At 70.1% G+C, this 15,441-nt stretch carries 12 protein-coding genes and 1 pseudogene; 7 read left to right on the plus strand and 6 right to left on the minus strand.

What is annotated here, in order from left to right; genetic code table 11:
* Nucleotides 1-80 precede the first annotated feature (80 nt).
* The gene (locus AB0395_RS03905; protein WP_366276706.1) at nt 81-1,019 is read left to right on the plus strand and encodes a glycerophosphodiester phosphodiesterase family protein; all 939 of its coding nucleotides are present in this window, start codon (nt 81-83) and stop codon (nt 1,017-1,019) included.
* 126 nt (nt 1,020-1,145) lie between these two features.
* On the opposite strand, the gene corA is transcribed toward AB0395_RS03905, so the two are convergent.
* The gene (corA, locus tag AB0395_RS03910; RefSeq protein ID WP_366276708.1) at nt 1,146-2,261 is read right to left on the minus strand and encodes a magnesium/cobalt transporter CorA; all 1,116 of its coding nucleotides are present in this window, start codon (nt 2,259-2,261) and stop codon (nt 1,146-1,148) included.
* A gap of 528 nt (nt 2,262-2,789) precedes the next feature.
* Between corA and purD the strand changes: the two genes are divergently transcribed.
* Nucleotides 2,790-4,022 (plus strand): phosphoribosylamine--glycine ligase, encoded by a 1,233-nt coding sequence (gene purD, locus AB0395_RS03915; protein ID WP_366276711.1) that lies wholly within the window; start codon nt 2,790-2,792, stop codon nt 4,020-4,022.
* Nucleotides 4,023-4,057: 35 nt separating this feature from the next.
* Here purD and tnpB read toward each other — a convergent pair whose 3' ends face one another.
* Both tnpB and AB0395_RS03925 read right to left on the minus strand, forming a co-directional pair.
* Nucleotides 4,058-5,413: an IS607 family element RNA-guided endonuclease TnpB gene (gene tnpB / locus AB0395_RS03920; protein ID WP_366276713.1), complete on the minus strand. Its 1,356-nt coding sequence runs from the start codon at nt 5,411-5,413 to the stop codon at nt 4,058-4,060.
* On the minus strand, nt 5,410-5,997 hold the full coding sequence (locus AB0395_RS03925) for an IS607 family transposase (protein WP_366276716.1): 588 nt from the start codon (nt 5,995-5,997) through the stop codon (nt 5,410-5,412). The genes tnpB and AB0395_RS03925 overlap by 4 nt, the downstream gene beginning before the upstream one ends.
* A gap of 344 nt (nt 5,998-6,341) precedes the next feature.
* Here AB0395_RS03925 and AB0395_RS03930 point away from each other — a divergent pair, with 344 nt between their 5' ends.
* From AB0395_RS03930 to AB0395_RS03945, 4 genes are all read left to right on the plus strand, one after another.
* Complete coding sequence (locus tag AB0395_RS03930; RefSeq protein WP_366276719.1) at nt 6,342-7,376, plus strand: hypothetical protein; 1,035 nt, start codon at nt 6,342-6,344, stop codon at nt 7,374-7,376.
* A 380-nt stretch (nt 7,377-7,756) separates the two neighbouring features.
* A complete protein-coding gene (gene murA / locus AB0395_RS03935; RefSeq protein WP_366276721.1) occupies nt 7,757-9,022 on the plus strand; it encodes a UDP-N-acetylglucosamine 1-carboxyvinyltransferase in 1,266 nt (421 codons plus the stop codon).
* A gap of 227 nt (nt 9,023-9,249) precedes the next feature.
* A complete protein-coding gene (locus AB0395_RS03940) occupies nt 9,250-10,539 on the plus strand; it encodes a GTP cyclohydrolase IIa (RefSeq protein ID WP_366277010.1) in 1,290 nt (429 codons plus the stop codon).
* Between the two features lie 365 nt (nt 10,540-10,904).
* The gene (locus AB0395_RS03945) at nt 10,905-11,843 is read left to right on the plus strand and encodes an EamA family transporter (RefSeq protein WP_366276724.1); all 939 of its coding nucleotides are present in this window, start codon (nt 10,905-10,907) and stop codon (nt 11,841-11,843) included.
* A 172-nt stretch (nt 11,844-12,015) separates the two neighbouring features.
* Here AB0395_RS03945 and hisC read toward each other — a convergent pair whose 3' ends face one another.
* Nucleotides 12,016-13,077, minus strand: coding sequence for a histidinol-phosphate transaminase (gene hisC / locus AB0395_RS03950; protein ID WP_366276726.1), 1,062 nt, complete (start codon nt 13,075-13,077; stop codon nt 12,016-12,018).
* A 110-nt stretch (nt 13,078-13,187) separates the two neighbouring features.
* Here hisC and AB0395_RS03955 point away from each other — a divergent pair.
* Nucleotides 13,188-13,325 (plus strand): annotated as a pseudogene (locus AB0395_RS03955) (Uma2 family endonuclease); the annotation flags it as partial.
* A 124-nt stretch (nt 13,326-13,449) separates the two neighbouring features.
* Here the strand turns inward: AB0395_RS03955 and AB0395_RS03960 are convergent.
* Both AB0395_RS03960 and AB0395_RS03965 read right to left on the minus strand, forming a co-directional pair.
* Nucleotides 13,450-14,415 carry a hypothetical protein gene (locus AB0395_RS03960; protein WP_366276728.1) on the minus strand — a complete coding sequence of 322 codons (966 nt, stop codon included), beginning with the start codon at nt 14,413-14,415 and terminating at the stop codon, nt 13,450-13,452.
* Nucleotides 14,416-14,765: 350 nt separating this feature from the next.
* Nucleotides 14,766-15,431 (minus strand): NUDIX domain-containing protein, encoded by a 666-nt coding sequence (locus tag AB0395_RS03965; protein ID WP_366276730.1) that lies wholly within the window; start codon nt 15,429-15,431, stop codon nt 14,766-14,768.
* Nucleotides 15,432-15,441 lie beyond the last annotated feature (10 nt).

Genomic DNA, 15,441 nt, shown 5'->3' on the forward strand with positions numbered 1-15,441 from the left:
CGCGGAAAGGTTGACTCCTGTCGAGACAGGATGCGAGCCGTGCTGTGGAATCGGGGTCCGGGGTCGGTAGGGTCCCCTGTGTGCATGCCGAGATCCATGGCCACAGGGGAGCCCGCGGGCTCCGGCCGGAGAACACGCTGCCCGGACTCGCCCACGCCCTGGAACTGGGCGTCGACGCGCTGGAGTTCGACGTGGCGCTGACGGCCGACCGGCGCCTCGTGCTGACCCACGACCTCACGGTTTCCCCGGTGACCAGCGCCGACCGTCACCCCGCGTTCCGCGGTGACCCGCTCTTCCCCTACGTGGGCAGGGCCGTCGGCGAGCTGACGCTGGCGCAACTGCGCACCCTCGATTGCGGCGTACGGCTGCCGCGCACCCCCGGCGACCGGTTCGCCACGACCCAGGTGCCGGTGCCGGAAACCCGCATGCCGACGCTCGGCGCGGTGCTGGGGCTGGTGGACGCCTACGGGGCGGACGGGGTGCGGATGCACGTCGAGCTGAAGTCGGATCCGACGAGGCCCGACCTCAGCGCCGACCCGCGTGAGCTGACCGAGCTGGTCGTCGCCGAGCTCGAGCGGCACCACAGGCTCGGCGGGGCGGCGATCCTCAGCTTCGACTGGCGGATCCTCAAGGCCGCCCGTTCCCTGGCCCCCGCGACCCCCCGGTACGCCCTGGTCGAGCGCGAGACGATGACCCCCGTCTGGTTCGACGGACTCCGGCTCGAGGACTTCGACGGCGACCTCGCCGCCGCGGCGCTGGCCGCAGGGGGGACCGTCCTGTCACCCGATCACGTCCTGCTGGATGAGGAGCTGGCACGCAGGGCGGAGAAGTCCGAGATGCCGCTGGTCGTCTGGACCGTCAACGACCCCGCCAGGGCCGCCCTGATGCTCGACCTCGGGGCGGCCGGGATCGTCACCGACTATCCCGACCGGATGCGCGCGCTGTGGGCCGAACGGGGCATGCCGGTGCCCGCGCCGGTCTCCCCGATGCGCGGGACGGGCACGCGGCGGACGGCCTGACCGGAGACGTCCCGCTTCGGGTGCCCGCGCGTGCGGTCGAAGCGGACCGTAGCGGAGGAACGCGGGCGGAGGAACGCGGTACGCCCGCGGGCGGGGCGCCTGACCTCCCCGCGGGCGCTCGGGCGCTCACATCCAGCCGTTGCGGCGGAACCCCCGGTAGAGCAGCGTGCAGACGACCACCATGACGCCGATCACGATCGGATAGCCGAAGGCGGACCTCAGCTCGGGCATGTTGTCGAAGTTCATGCCGTAGATCCCGGCGATCATCGTGGGGACGGCCATGATGGCGACCCACGAGGAGATCTTCCGCATGTCCTCGTTGGCGAGCGCGTTCGAGCGGGCCAGCGCCGCCTGCAGGATCGAGTTGCACAGCTCGTTCGACGACTCGACCTGCTCACAGACGCGGGCCAGGTGGTCGACGACGTCTCGGAAGTACTCGCGCATCTCCGAGGGGATCATCCTGCGCTGGGCCAGCGTCGCGAGAGGGGACTGCAGCGGGGTCACGGACCGCTTCATCTCGATCATCTCGCGCTTGAGGTTGTAGATCCGGCCGATGTCGCGGGCGCTGACCTCGGCGAAGACCATGGCCTCCACGTCTTCGAGCTCGGCCTGCATCAGGTCGGCCACGGTGAGGTACTTGTCGACGACGTGGTCGGCGATCGCGTGCAGCACTCCGGTCGGCCCCCGGTTGAGGAGCTTGGGCTTGTCCTCCAGGCGCTCGCGCACCTCCGTCAGGGGGCAGTGGAGGCCGTGCCGTACGGTCACCACGAAGTCGGGGCCGACGAACGCCATGATCTCGCCGGTGCCGATGATCTCGCTGGTCGCGGTCAGCACGTCGTGGTCGAGGTAGGCGACGGTCTTCAGGACCACGAACAGCGAGTCGCCGTAGCGCTCGACCTTCGGTCGCTGATGAGCCTTGACGGCGTCCTCGACGGCGAGGGGGTGCAGGGCGAAGACCTCCGCCAGCCACTCGACCTCGGGGGCGTCGGGTTCATGCAGGCCGACCCAGACGAAGGCGTTGGCCTTCTCGTGGGTGGAGTTGTGCTCCCGGACCAGCTCAAGGGCGTCGGGGATGCCCAGGGCGTAGATCTTCTTGCCGTCGATGTAGGCGGCGTACTCGACGAGCGAGTCGCTCGGCGGGACGCACTGGGTGCTCACCCGGTCGTCGACCGGGGGTGCGGGGCGCGGGGCGCGGACAGCACGTGCGTGCTTGATGCGGGGGAACAGAAGCGAGGAGCGCATGGCAGGCCTTCCCGCCCGACCCGGCACTGGTCGCACGCGACGCGATGTCACCTCAGTTCGAAAGAGAATGCGTGCGATGCCGGTCGGACACCGGTGTGAAGTGGTCGAGAGTGCGCACGGAGCGAGTGCGCGAGCACGTACTGCTGGGATCGCCAGAGGACATCCCCAACCACCTCCAATCAGCATCAGACAGGCCAAAGCTGCCCAAACGTAGCACAGATCCTGGGGGACGCTTCCCAGGATACCCCCGACCGCAAGGGGTGATCATGCGGAACCCGGCGAAATTCACGTCCTGTTTACAGCTATATCAACTACTTAAACACGATATGCCGGGAGAACAGATACAGATAACGCCCCAACCGCGGCACGGGCGGACGGAACACGGCACTCGCGTACGGCGCGGCGACACGGGCGGGGCGCGGGCGAAGCACCGAAAGGGCGCGGGCGGAAGGCGGGCGCGACACGGGCGGAGCGTCTGTCCACAGCCTGTGGACGAACGGCCGGCCCGCGGCCGATAAGCTCTCACAAGTGCGCGTTCTTGTGATTGGATCCGGCGGGCGTGAGCATGCCCTGTGCCGGTCGCTGGCGGCGGACCCCCAGGTCACCGAGGTTCACTGTGCTCCCGGAAACGCGGGCGTCGCGCAGGTCGCGACCCTGCACCCGGTGGTCCCGACCGACCCGGAGGCGGTCGCCCGTCTCGCCGCGGACCTGGGGGCCGACCTGGTCGTGATCGGCCCCGAGGCGCCGCTGGTCGCCGGAGTGGCCGACGCGGTCAGGCAGGCGGGCATCCCGTGCTTCGGGCCCTCCGCCGAGGCGGCCAGGATCGAGGGCTCGAAGGCCTTCGCCAAGGACATCATGGCCGCCGCGGGCGTGCCGACCGCGCGCTCCTACACCTGCGTCACGCCCGAGGAGGCCGCGGCGGCGCTGGAGGAGTTCGGCACGCCGTACGTGGTCAAGGACGACGGGCTCGCGGCGGGCAAGGGCGTGGTGGTCACCGAGGACCGGGACGAGGCGCTCAAGCACGCGGTCGCGTGCGGGCGGGTCGTCATCGAGGAGTTCCTCGACGGGCCCGAGGTCTCGCTGTTCGCGCTCTGCGACGGATCGACGGCCGTGCCCCTCCAGCCTGCCCAGGACCACAAGCGCGCCTACGACGGCGACCTGGGCCCGAACACCGGCGGCATGGGCGCGTACACACCGCTGACGTGGGCTCCGGCCGACCTCGCGGACCGGGTGATGGCCGAGACCGTCCTGCCGACCGTGACCGAGTTGGCCAGGCGTGGCACGCCGTACACCGGGGTGCTCTTCGTCGGGCTGGCCCTCACGGCGGGCGGCCCGAAGGTGATCGAGTTCAACGCGCGATTCGGCGACCCGGAGACCCAGGTCGTGCTCGACCGGCTCGAGACGCCGCTCGCGGGCCTGCTGCTCGCCTGCGCGAACGGCACGCTCGACCGGTTCGGTCCGCCCGCCTACCGCGAGGGCGCCGCGGTGACCGTGGTGGTCGCGGCGGAGAACTACCCCGCGGAACCGGTCAAGGGCGACGCCATCGAGGGGCTGTCGGACGTGGCGGGCGACGCCTACGTGCTGCACTCGGGGACCGCGTTCGACGGCGACCATGTGGTCTCCAGCGGCGGGCGGGTGCTCAGCGTGGTCGGCACGGGACCCGACGTCGCCGCCGCCCGTGAGGCCGCCTACGGGGCGGTCGCCCGCATCCGGCTGCGTGGCTCGCACCACCGCACGGACATCGCGACACAGGGCCTCTGACCGTTGTCTGTGAGTGTGCTTTGGTAAGCGCGCTCTCAGACAGCTTCCGGCTCACGCCGGAGCGTTCCCCGTTTCCGGGGTTCCCGTTTCGCCGGTGCGCGCCCGGCGCGAGCACCGGGTCTTACCGCTCCTCCACGGGCGTTTAGCGTCTCCCCGCAACTCTGGGCGACGTCGGCCGCGAGCGCGGCCAGGTTGAGCGCGGCGTTGTGGTCGCGGCCGGCGACCAGGCCGCACCTGGTGCAGGCGTAGACGCGTTCGGACAGGGCGAGCTTGGTTTTCACCGCGCCGCAACCCGAACACGTCTTGCTGGAGGGAAACCACCGGTCGGCGACGATGAGCCTGCCGCCGCTCCAGGTGGTCTTGTAAGTGAGCTGGCGTCGCGCTTCGGCCATGCCGACGTCGGCCACCGCGCGGGCCAGCGAGTGGTTGGCGAGCATCCCTGACACGTTGAGGTCCTCGACCACGACCGTGCCGTAGGTGGCCGCCAGACGGCTGGTGAGCTTGTGCAGGCCGTCACGCCGCCGGCCGGCGACGCGGGCGTGCGCCTTGCCAAGCGCCTTCTTGGTTTTGGCCCAGCGGGCCGACGCCTCACGCCTGCCGCCGTCGGGGGTGCGCGGCCCTTGACGGCGGGCCAGCTCTTTGTTGAGTTTGCGGAGTTTCCGCGACGCGGCCCGGTGGTGCCCGGGGTTGGGGATCACCTCACCGGTGGACAACACCGCGAGATCCTTGACACCGAGATCCACTCCGACCACGGCGTCCGGCTTCGCGGGGGCGCGGTCGGCCCGGTCGATCTCGCAAGTGAAGGAGACGAACCAGCGGCCACCTTCGAAGCGGACGGTGGCCGCCAGGATCCGGCCGGTGCCGCGTTCGAGGTGCCGGGCGAGCTTGCGGGTGGACTCGGCGGTGCGGATCGCCCCCAGCCGGGGCAGCCTCACGTGATGGCGGTCGGCCTCGACGCGGATCGCTCCGGTGGTGAACCGGCACGAGGGGGCGGCGCGGTGCTTGGACTTGAACCGGGGAAACCCGACCTTCGCCCCTTTGCGGGTGCCTTTACGAGAGGCCGACCAGTTCTTCAGTGCCCGCGCCACGCCGTCCAGGCCCGTGTTGTACGCCTCTTTGGAGTTGTCGGCCCACCATGGTGCGACGCGGTCTTTGGCGGTGTTCCACTCCCGGCGCAGGCTGTACAACGACCAGGGAACCTCGGCCGGCGACTCCTCGGGGACCTCGGGGACGCCGTGGGTCTTCTCCGCCTCCCGCCGGTCGAGCGCAGCCTTGATCAGGGCCAGGCCCCAGTTGAACGCGAACCTGGCCGCACCGCAGTGCGAGGCGAGAGCGGCGGCCTGCTCGGCGGTGGGGTCCAGGGCGTAGCGGTAGGCCTGCGTCACCTTCATCCGGCGGCCTCGTCTTCGGTGACGGCGGCCACCGCGCGCCGCGCCCGGTTCGCCGCAGCGCGGCGACCGTACAGACGGGCGCACAGCGAGGTGAGAATCTCCGTCACGTCCCGCACCAGATCATCATCGACCTCAGAGGGGTCGGCGACCAGCAGGCGGCGCCCCTGAGCCGACAGCGCCGCCTCGACGTACTCAGCGCCGAAGCGGGCGAAGCGGTCCCGGTGCTCCACCACGATCGTGGCCACCTCGGGGTCGGCGAGCAGCGCCAGGAACTTCTCGCGGCGCCCGTTGAGGGCGGAGCCGACCTCGGTCACGACCCGGTCCACGCTCATGCCGCGCCCGGTCACCCACGCCGTCACCCGCGCGACCTGGCCGTCCAGGTCGGCCTTCTGGTCGGCGGAAGAGACGCGGGCGTATACCGCGGTGATTGCCTCGCGCGCGGGGACGGGGGCGGGATCGACGTCTCCGACCAGGATCAGCCGTCCGACCTTGCGGGCGGGCACGGGCAGAGTTCCCTCCCGATACCACCGGTAAGCGGTGATCGGGTGGACACCCTGCGCCTTAGCCCACTCCTTCAAGTTCACCTATGCATACTAAAACATACTGAAACACTAGCTGTTTCTCACCCCTCCGGGGACGGACCGGGGGGATCACGGCACAGGCCTCCTCCCCCTCCGGGGCGAACCAGAGGGATCACAGCACAGAGCCTCCTCCTCCGGGGGGCGAACCAGGGGTACGGCGCAGGCCGCCGGGCACGAGGCCCGCGCCGCCGCCGGGAGCGGAGCGGATCAGCGGAGCGGATCAGCCGAGAACGCTGCGCCGGGTGACACCGGGACGTAGCGTCGAATCGGCATGTCCCGACAGACCAGGGGCACTCTCCCCCTGCCTGACCGCTCCGCCCATGGCTCCCCGCCCCCACGGAGGAACGATGTCGTTCGCCTCAGGATCACCGGAACGGATCGGCGACACCGGCGTACTGCGCTGGCCCGGCACCTGGCGGGTGTACGTGGCCACCCGTAGCGAGGAGATCAGGGCCGACGCCGAGCGTGCGCTGACCATGCGTGAGACGGCGGGCCAGCTCGTTTCGGTCGGTGAGGGCATCGGCACGCACCTGGCCCGCGCCGAGTCGTATGCCAGGAGCAGGCACGGCCTGCGGCGCTGGCTGACCGGTCACGCCCTCGAGGGCGCCTGGTCGAACGTCAACAGCGCGACCGTGATGCTGTACGGCGTGCTGCCGACGGCGGAGTTGTGCGGCCGGGTCACCGAGGTCGTGGCGATCGGCAGGGCCTACCTCCCCGGCGACGACCCCAGGCTGGTCCAGCTCCAGGCCCGGCTCGCCGCCGGGGACCTGGGCGAGCACGACAGACCGCTGATGCAGTCGGTGCTGCGGGCCGCGTACACCGCGCAGGCGTTGGAGACCGGCAGGGTCCGCAGCTTCCGCAACCTGCTGCTCGGCGGCGTCGTCACACTGACCCTGATCGTGCTGGGCGTGGTGGTCGTCGGCGCGATCTGGCCCGACGCGGTGCCGATGTGCGGCAACCAGGCGGTGGTCCAGACTCAGGGCCTGATGCCCGCCCAGATCTGCCCGACCGGCGGTCTGCGTCCCAGCCACGGCGACGTCCCCCTCGTCGCCCTCATCGGCATCCTGGGCGCCGCGCTGTCCACCGCGGCCTCGCTGTCCACCCGCTCCGAGCTGTCGACGCGCTACTCGCTGGCGGTGGCCCAGAACCTGCTCAAGGCGCCCGCCGGGGTTGCGACCGCCATCCTCGGGCTGTTGATCCTGAACTCCGGTTTCGTCCCCGGCTTCTCCGGGCTCGGCTCGCAGCCCGCGATCCTGGTCTGGGCCATGGTCTTCGGGTACGGCCAGCAGATCGTCACCCGCTTCGTCGACCAGCGGGCGGACAACCTCCTGTCGGCCGCCTCCCCTCTCACCCCCGCGGGCAGAGGCACCCGGGCGGCGTGAATACACTCGGGCCGGTGACACAGGCCCCAGACAGGCCACAGACAGGCCCCAGACGTCCGGCCGGCCCCCGAAACCGTCCGGCGCATCCGGCAAGCCCTCCGAGGGCGGTCCGGCGAAGGCGAAGACGGCGCCGGAGCTCGTCCGGCGAAGGCGCCGCGCACGCGTCGGGGCTTTTCACGTTCATGTGGAAATTGTCATGGGGAAAGTGTGGAAATCGTCACCTGGAAGCTTCAGGGACAGCCGGCTGATCAGTCGTCCGAGGGGTAGTTCCCGCACGAAATAGCCGGTTCAGGAGCATCCAACGGCTAGTGTTGGCCGACGCCTTCCGGTCGCCGCCCCCGCTGTATGAATATCAACTCCACCCTCAAGGAGCATGACGCATGGTCCGTTACCGCGTGCGCGGTGGCAACCCCCTCCGTGGAACCGCCTTCATCCAGGGTGCCAAGAACGCCGTGTTGCCCATGATCGGCGCGGCACTCCTCGCGGCCAAGGGCCGTACGGTGCTGCGCAACGTCCCCATCATCGAGGACGTGCGCCGCGCGGTCGAGCTGGCCGAGGCGATCGGCGCCAAGGTCGAGCTCCACGAGGCGGAACGCACGCTGGTGATCGACGCGTCGACGCTGAAGAGTCCCGTACTGCCCGCCGAGATCGCCCGCCGCTTCCGGGGCTCGGTGCTGTTCGTGCCCGCGCTGCTGCACCGCCTTGGCGAGGCCGTCATCGAGGGCGTCGGCGGCTGCAACCTCGGCAGCCGCAACCTCGACTTCCACTACCTGGGCTACAAGCGCCTCGGCGCGGTCGTGGACGAGGGCGACTCCGTCATCCACGTCAAGACGGCCGGTTTCACCGGCGCCACGCTCTACCTCGACACCCCCTCGCACACCGGCACCGAGAACCTGATCATGGCGGGCGTCCTCGGGCGCGGCACGACCGTGATCGAGAACGCGGCGCTCGAACCCGAGGTCCTCGACGTGATCGAGATGCTGACCCGGATGGGCGCGAAGATCAGTGGCGGCGGGACCGGGTTCATCACCGTCGAGGGCGTCGAGGAGTTGCAGGCCGTCGAGCACACCGTGATGCCCGACCGGCTCGACGCGGGCGTGTTCGCCATGGCCGCGGCGATCACCGGCGGCGAGGTCAACCTGGTCGGCGCCGACCTGGACCACCTCGGCGTCGTCCGCTACAAGCTGGAGCAGATGGGGGTCGAGTTCGCCGACCACGGCGCCGTGCTGCACGTGCGCAGGGACCGTCCGCTGCGCCCGATCAACGTGATCACCGACACCTACCCCGGCTTCGCCACCGACCTGCAGTCGCCGATCATGACGGTCGCCTGCCTCGCGGACGGCGCCAGCTACATTCACGAACGCATTTTCGATGGTCGATTCGCCCTGGCCTCCGAGCTGAACAAAATGGGCGCGGACATCGAGGTGAAGGAGAACAGCGCCGTCGTCCGCGGCGCGACTCCGCTCACCGGAACGGACGTGACCGCGCACGACCTGCGCTCCGGAATCGCGCTGGTGCTGGCCGGTCTGGCGGCCCACGGGGAGACCGTGATCGACTCGGGATATCTCATCGACCGGGGCCACTCATATCTCGCCGAGCGTATGCAGGCCCTCGGAGCAGATGTGCGCCGAGAGATTTCTGCATGATAACCAGCCGGTTTCAGTCTCCCAAAAACCGTTCTGACCTGTGTAAACAGTGACAGTCAGGGTTTAGACCGTGGGTTCCTCCAAGAATTGACGTCTAAACGGGCGTGACATTACGGCCCTCGCAAGCGATCGTTCCAAAAGAGAGCCGAATCAACATGGACGGCAGGATGGGACGAACATTGGTCGAGCGGGCCGAAGAAACTCCACGAGTGTCACGCCCGGGTGCCATGACACCGGACCTCACTATCGGTGTGGTGGGCCCCCATGACCTCGTCGAGAGAGTGATGCTTATGGGACATGCGGCGGCGCCCCTGCCTTGCCGCCTGGTAGCCGCTGCCTACCGGGACGAGCAGGAGGCCGCCGACAAGGTGACCCGCCTTGGAGCGGGTGTTGACGCCTGTCTGTTCGCCAGCCCGGTGCCCTACGATCTGGCCAGGCGTTCGGGGGTGCTGACGATGCCCGCGACGTATGTCCAGCTCGGCGGCGCCGCGCTGATCGCCGCGCTGGCCAAGGCGGCGCTGGACGAACGGATCGACCCCCGGAGGGTCAGCGTCGACGTACTCGGCCGGGCGGACATCGAGGAGGCCTACGCCGACCTCGGGCTGTCCGCCGGGGACGTGCACAGCCGCGACGAGCCGGGAGCCACCGGCACGATCGCGTCCTTCCACGAACGCCTGGCGCGCCAGGGAAACACGAGCGGGGCACTGACCTGCCTGCCCGCGGTCGCCGACCGGCTGCAGACGGCCGGGGTTCCGGTGGTCAGGATCCGGCCGACCTCCGCCGCGGTCCGTACGGCGCTGCACACGGCAGCTCTGCTCGGGGCGCACCACAGGCTGGAGGAATCTCAACTCACGGTGGTCCTGGTCGAGGTCCCCACACTTCGCGAACCGGTGCGCAGGGCGGCGCCACGCTACTGGCGTGACGAGCTCAGGCTGTCGCTGCACCGGCTGCTGGTGCAGGAGGCCAACCGGATCAACGCGTCGGTGACCGCGGTCGACGACCACAGCTACATGGTCACCGCGACTCGCGGCTCGGTGGCCACGGCCACCGAGGGGTTCCGGGTGCTGCCGTTCGCGGCCCGGGTGCGGGACGAACTGGGCCTGGCGGTCGAGGTGGGGGTCGGCATGGGCCGTACGACCCACGACGCCGAGTCGCACGCCAGGGCCGCTCTGGCGCGCACGCAGGCGGGCAAGCAGGCCCAGGGCTTCGCCGTCGACCGGGAGGGCAGGGCGCTGATCCCGGCGCCCAGGATGCCCCCTCAGGGCGGCGGGCCGCTGAAGCCGAAGGGCGTGGAGGTGCTCGCACGGCTGGCGGCCAAGCTGGAGGGTGGGGACACCGTGGTGGACGCGGAAGGCGCGGGCAAGATGCTCGGCGTCACGCCGCGCACGGCACGACGGTTGCTGCGCACGCTGGTCGACGAGGGGCTCGCGTGGCCGCTTCCGCCGAACCGCACTCCTCAGCCCGGCCGCCCACGCCAGCTCTACCGGCTGATCGTGGAGAAGCTCGGCGGTCGCTGAGACCCTCCTGAGGTGTGTCGCGTGACCCCGGGGTCTGTGCCGTACACGGCCAAGGCGCAGACCTCGCGACCACCTGAGGCCGGGCTCCACAGCCGGGCTTCACCGCCATGCACGACCGGGCCCGCGGCCGGGCGCAGCGCGCTCCACGAGCATGCGCGGCCGAGCCCCCGGTCGTCTTCCGCATGCCCCCACCCGATCACTCGGCGAAACTTTCCGGACACCCAAGGCGATCTTCCCGGATCACGCCGGGAAACCGCGCTCGCCACGCCCACGGAGGCCGTCACCCGGAGGTTTCCCCTCTACCCGGTCTCAAGGTCTGAAACCTGCAGGAGCTTTGCCGACATAAGGGGATATCGTCATTAGCTATGGCTTACGACGCTCCTGACAGGCGAATGTCGCTCCTCATCTGGGGCGGCCTGGCGATCGTGTACGTGGTGTGGGGATCCACCTATCTCGCGATCAGGATCGTGATCGAGACGATCCCGCCGCTGCTCAGCGGGGGGATGCGCTTCGTCACCGCCGCACTGGTCCTGGGCGCCGTCGTCATGCTGCTGCGGGGACCACGCGCCTTCCGGATGACCTACAAGCAGCTCGGCGGGGCCGCGCTGGTCGGCCTGCTGCTGCTGACCTTGGGCAACGGCATGGTCTCGCTCGCCGAACAGCACATCTCCAGCGGCCTGGCCGCCCTGCTGGTCGCCTCCGTACCGCTCTGGCTGGTGGTCCTCAGGATCGTCGCGCGGGACAGGCCGCGGGCACTGACGCTGATCGGGGTGCTCATCGGGTTCGGCGGCGTCGCGGTACTGTCGCTGACCGGCGGAGGCGCTGCCTCGAACGGCGTGGGGATCACGATCATCCTGCTGGCGTCGCTCTCGTGGTCCGTGGGCTCGTTCCTGTCCTCCCGCGTCCCGATGCCCGCCGACCCCTTCGCGGCGAGCGCGATCGAGATGCTCTTCGGCGGCATCGGTCTCCTGCTGATCAGCCGGACCGTCGGCGAACACCTCGACCTCGCGGCCGTCTCCACGCGGTCGTGGACCGCGCTGGCCTACCTGATCGTGATGGGCTCCCTGGTCGCCTTCACCGCCTACGTCTGGCTGCTGGGCAACGCCCCGATCTCCCTCGTCGCGACCTACGCCTACGTCAACCCCGTCGTCGCGGTCATCCTGGGCGCGCTCATCCTGAGCGAGCCCGTCACCGGCTCGATGGTCGTGGCGGGCCTGGTGATCGTCGTGGGCGTGGCGCTCGTGGTCTCGACCGAGCGCAGGAAGACGCCCGCCGTATCAGAGGAGGAACCCGCGCCCGTGTAGGGCGCGGGTCCCGGAAACGAGCCGGAGGGCTCAGAAACGGGGCCGGAAGGCTCGGAGACGGCCAAGAAGGCGGTCTCAGGCGGGAAACCCGCCCGAAGGTCCAGGATCGTCCGAGACCGGGATCAGGCCTCCAGGCAAGGCCTGGAGCGAGTCCTCAGAGGCTCGACCCGGGTCAGGCTCCTCTGAAGGCCGCGGCGGCGGCCAGGAAGGTGTCGTTGGCCTCGCGCGAGCCGATGGAGATCCGCGCGCCCTCACCCGCGAAGGGACGTACGGCGACGCCCTCGACCGCGCAGGCGTCCGCGAACTCGATGGTGCGCTCGTCCAGACGGAGCCAGACGAAGTTGGCCTCGGTGACGGGCACCGTCCAGCCCTGGGCGATCAGGGCCTCGCGGACCCGGGTACGCTCCTTGACCACGGTCTCGACCCGCTCCAGCAGCTCGTCCTCGGCGGCCAGCGAGGCGATCGCGGCGACCTGGGCGAGGTGGTTGATCGCGAAGGGCACGATGGTCTTGCGTACGGCCGCGGCGACGGGCTCGTTGGCGATCAGGTAGCCGACCCGTACCCCGGCCAGGCCGTACGCCTTGGAGAAGGTCCGCAGCACGGCCACGTTCGGCCGGTCACGGTAGATGGTGAGCCCGTCGATGACGTCGGCGTCCCTGACGTACTCCCGGTAGGCCTCGTCGAGGACGACCAGCACGTCCTCGGGAACCCGGTCGAGGAAGGCCTCAAGCTCGGCCGAGCGGACGACCGTCCCCGTCGGGTTGTTCGGGTTGCAGACGAAGACCATGCGGGTCTGCGGGGTGACCGCGTCGGCCATGGCCTCCAGGTGGTGCGTCTCCCCCACGAGCGGGACCTGAACCGAGGTGGCCCCCGCCAGGTCAGCCAGCAGGGGGTAGGCCTCGAAGGACCGCCAGGCGTAGATCACCTCGGCGCCCGGCTCGCTCACGGTCTCGAAGAGCTGCTGGGCCACGGTCACCGACCCCGCGCCGAGCGCGATGTGCTCCGGCGGCACGCCGTAACGCTCGGCGAGGGCGTTGGTCAGGCCGGTCGCCCCCGGGTCGGGGTACAGGTGGATCTGGGAGGCGGCCTTGGAGATCGCCTCGACCACAGAGGGCAGCGGCTCGTAGGGGGATTCGTTCGAGGAGAGCTTGTAGGACCGGCCGTCGGCTGACACCACAGCCTTGCCCGCCTTGTAAGGGGGCATTGTGTCCAGGATCGTGCGGAAACGAGGCATGGCCTTACTTTATGAGGAGCGAGCGGATGGGGCATCATCCTGGGATGCTGGAGGTGAGAGCGTTCCCTGGCGGAAGGACGAGATGAGCGTCGAACCTCCGGCCGAGGGGGAACCGGCCGACGGTCTACGTCTACGAGCTGGACCCGGCCTCCCGGAAATACGTGCCCATGGGGATCCATCACGACCGGCTGAAGGTGTCCCTGCCGTTCGAGATCGACATCGATCTCGCCGAGGTCGACGACATCTGACCCGGGCCTGACGAGACCTCGGGCCGAAGGTGACCGGCCGGCGACCGGGACGTTGACCGTCCGGGCCGCCGGCCGGCTGGCGCCAGTGTCCACCCCCCCGGGGACCCGGCGCCGGTCTGGCGGGTCAGGACTCCCGCGAGGAGACGGCGTGCAGCGGGAGGATGGGCTGTTCCGTCACGGTCAGCCCGATCAGGTCGACCAGTCTCAGCCGCCGCGACGCCGTACGGCGGGCCGCCCAGGCCTCCAGGTCGGCGGCGAGGAGGGCGGCGACGAACCAGGCCTCCGCAGGCCCGATCGGGGAGGGGCCCCTGCGGCGTTCGCTGGTCCAGTAGGCCTGGAGGTGGCCGGGAGAGGACGAGGCCGCCAGGCGCCTGGCCCTGACGTCGGTGTGGGTGACGTCCTCTGGACCGTGGGAGATGGGCTCGATCACCGCGGTCGCGCCCTCGACCGAGCAGCGCTGCCAGGCGACCGCGCGCTCGGCCAGGAGAACGTCGGCCTTGGCCCACTCGGCGGGCGGGTGGTCGTCGTGACACCAGCTGACGGCGGCGCAGCCGAAGGCCGCGTCCGGGGTCGGCACCCTGCGGACCTCCGCGCCGACCCGGGCGAGCAGTTCCGACAGCGCCAGGGCTATGGCGCCCCCGCCGACCACCGCGACCGGGCCCGGCCATGAGCGTGGTTTCCGCTCGACCAGCAGCCCCCTGTCCTCGAAGGCCCGCAGCGTCCCGGGGTCGAGCTGGTCCAGGTCCTCACCGAGCTCCTGCTGGACGGGGAGGAACTCCCCCGAGGCGGTCCGCAGCACCGTCTCCCCGGCGACCGTGCCCGCCACCCCGGTCGCCGCCTCACCCACCGTTTCGGGGACGGCTCCATCCGCCGCGTGCCCCGCGTCGCCACGCGGCTCGGCCTCCGGACGGCCGTTGCGGGACTTCGCCGCCGAGCGGCCGTTGCGAGCCTCCGCCTCGGAGCGGCCGTTGCGGGGTTCCGCCTCAGCAAGCCCCGTCGTCCTCGCCGCCGGCTCGACCGTCGTCTGTCGTGCCGTCCCGGTCGTCACCGAGAAGATCTCCACGCCGGGCGCCAGTATCCGCCGCGCCATCAGCACTCTCCTGTCTTGAGAAAAGCCTGTTCCGTGCCTGGAAAGGGCGTCGCGCGTCCGAGCGGCGCACGGCACCCGGCACGACCCGGCTCTCGCCGTCGAGAGCATGGTCGCGGACCGGGTGAGCCGTCGCCGCCCGGTGCCGGGTTCACGGTCGCCGAGACCACCAGGACAATCGTCGTAGAACTCCCTCGACTACATCCTGGAATTTCAGATTTTTGCGCTCTTAACCTCTCAGTGTGTGAATAGCGTAAGCGATAACCATTTTCATGTCTATAATTCGGTAATGGTTTTCATCGCTTGAGATTCGATGCACAGGAAGCTTTCCGCGGGAGGAGCGCTTCCCCGGACTACTCCTTGAGCGAGCGGAGCATCGGGGGATGGAGGAAAACCGCAGGTCCCCTGCGGTAGAGCTTGGCGGGACGCCCGCCGTCACGGGTCGTCGTGCCGCCCGTCGGCACCAGGAAGCCCTCGGCCTTGGTGACCTTCCTGTGAAAGTTTCGCGGGTCCAGCGAACGGCCCCAGACGATCTCGTAGACCCTGCGCAGGTCGGCGACCGTGAACTCCGGCGGGCAGAAGGCAGCGCCCAGCGGGGTGTATTCGAGCTTCCCCCTGGCGCGCTCGATTCCGTCGACCATGATGCGCCGGTGGTCGAAGGCCATCTCCCTGAGGGAGGAGACCGGCTGCCAGCTCATGTGGGCCTCGGTCGAGGCGGGTAGATCAGGGGCCAGGCCGAGGTAGGCGACGCTCAGGACGCGCTGGCGCGGGTCGCGGTCCGGGTAGCCGTACGTCTGCAGCTGTTCAAGATGGACGGGCGCGCCAGGCAGGCCCGCGCGCTCGGCCAGCACCCGCGCCGCGGCGGCGGGCAGGTCCTCGTCGAGCTGGATGAAGCCGCCTGACAGGGCCCAGCGTCCCTCATAGGGTGGCTTGTTCCGCCGCCAGACGAGCGCGCTCAGCGCCTGGCAGCGCACCGTGAGGACGACCAGGTCCACGCTGACGGGAATGCGCGGAACCATGCCAGGCACG

Origin of the sequence: Streptosporangium sp. NPDC051023, assembly GCF_040689595.1 — a bacterium.
GTDB lineage: Bacteria > Actinomycetota > Actinomycetes > Streptosporangiales > Streptosporangiaceae > Streptosporangium.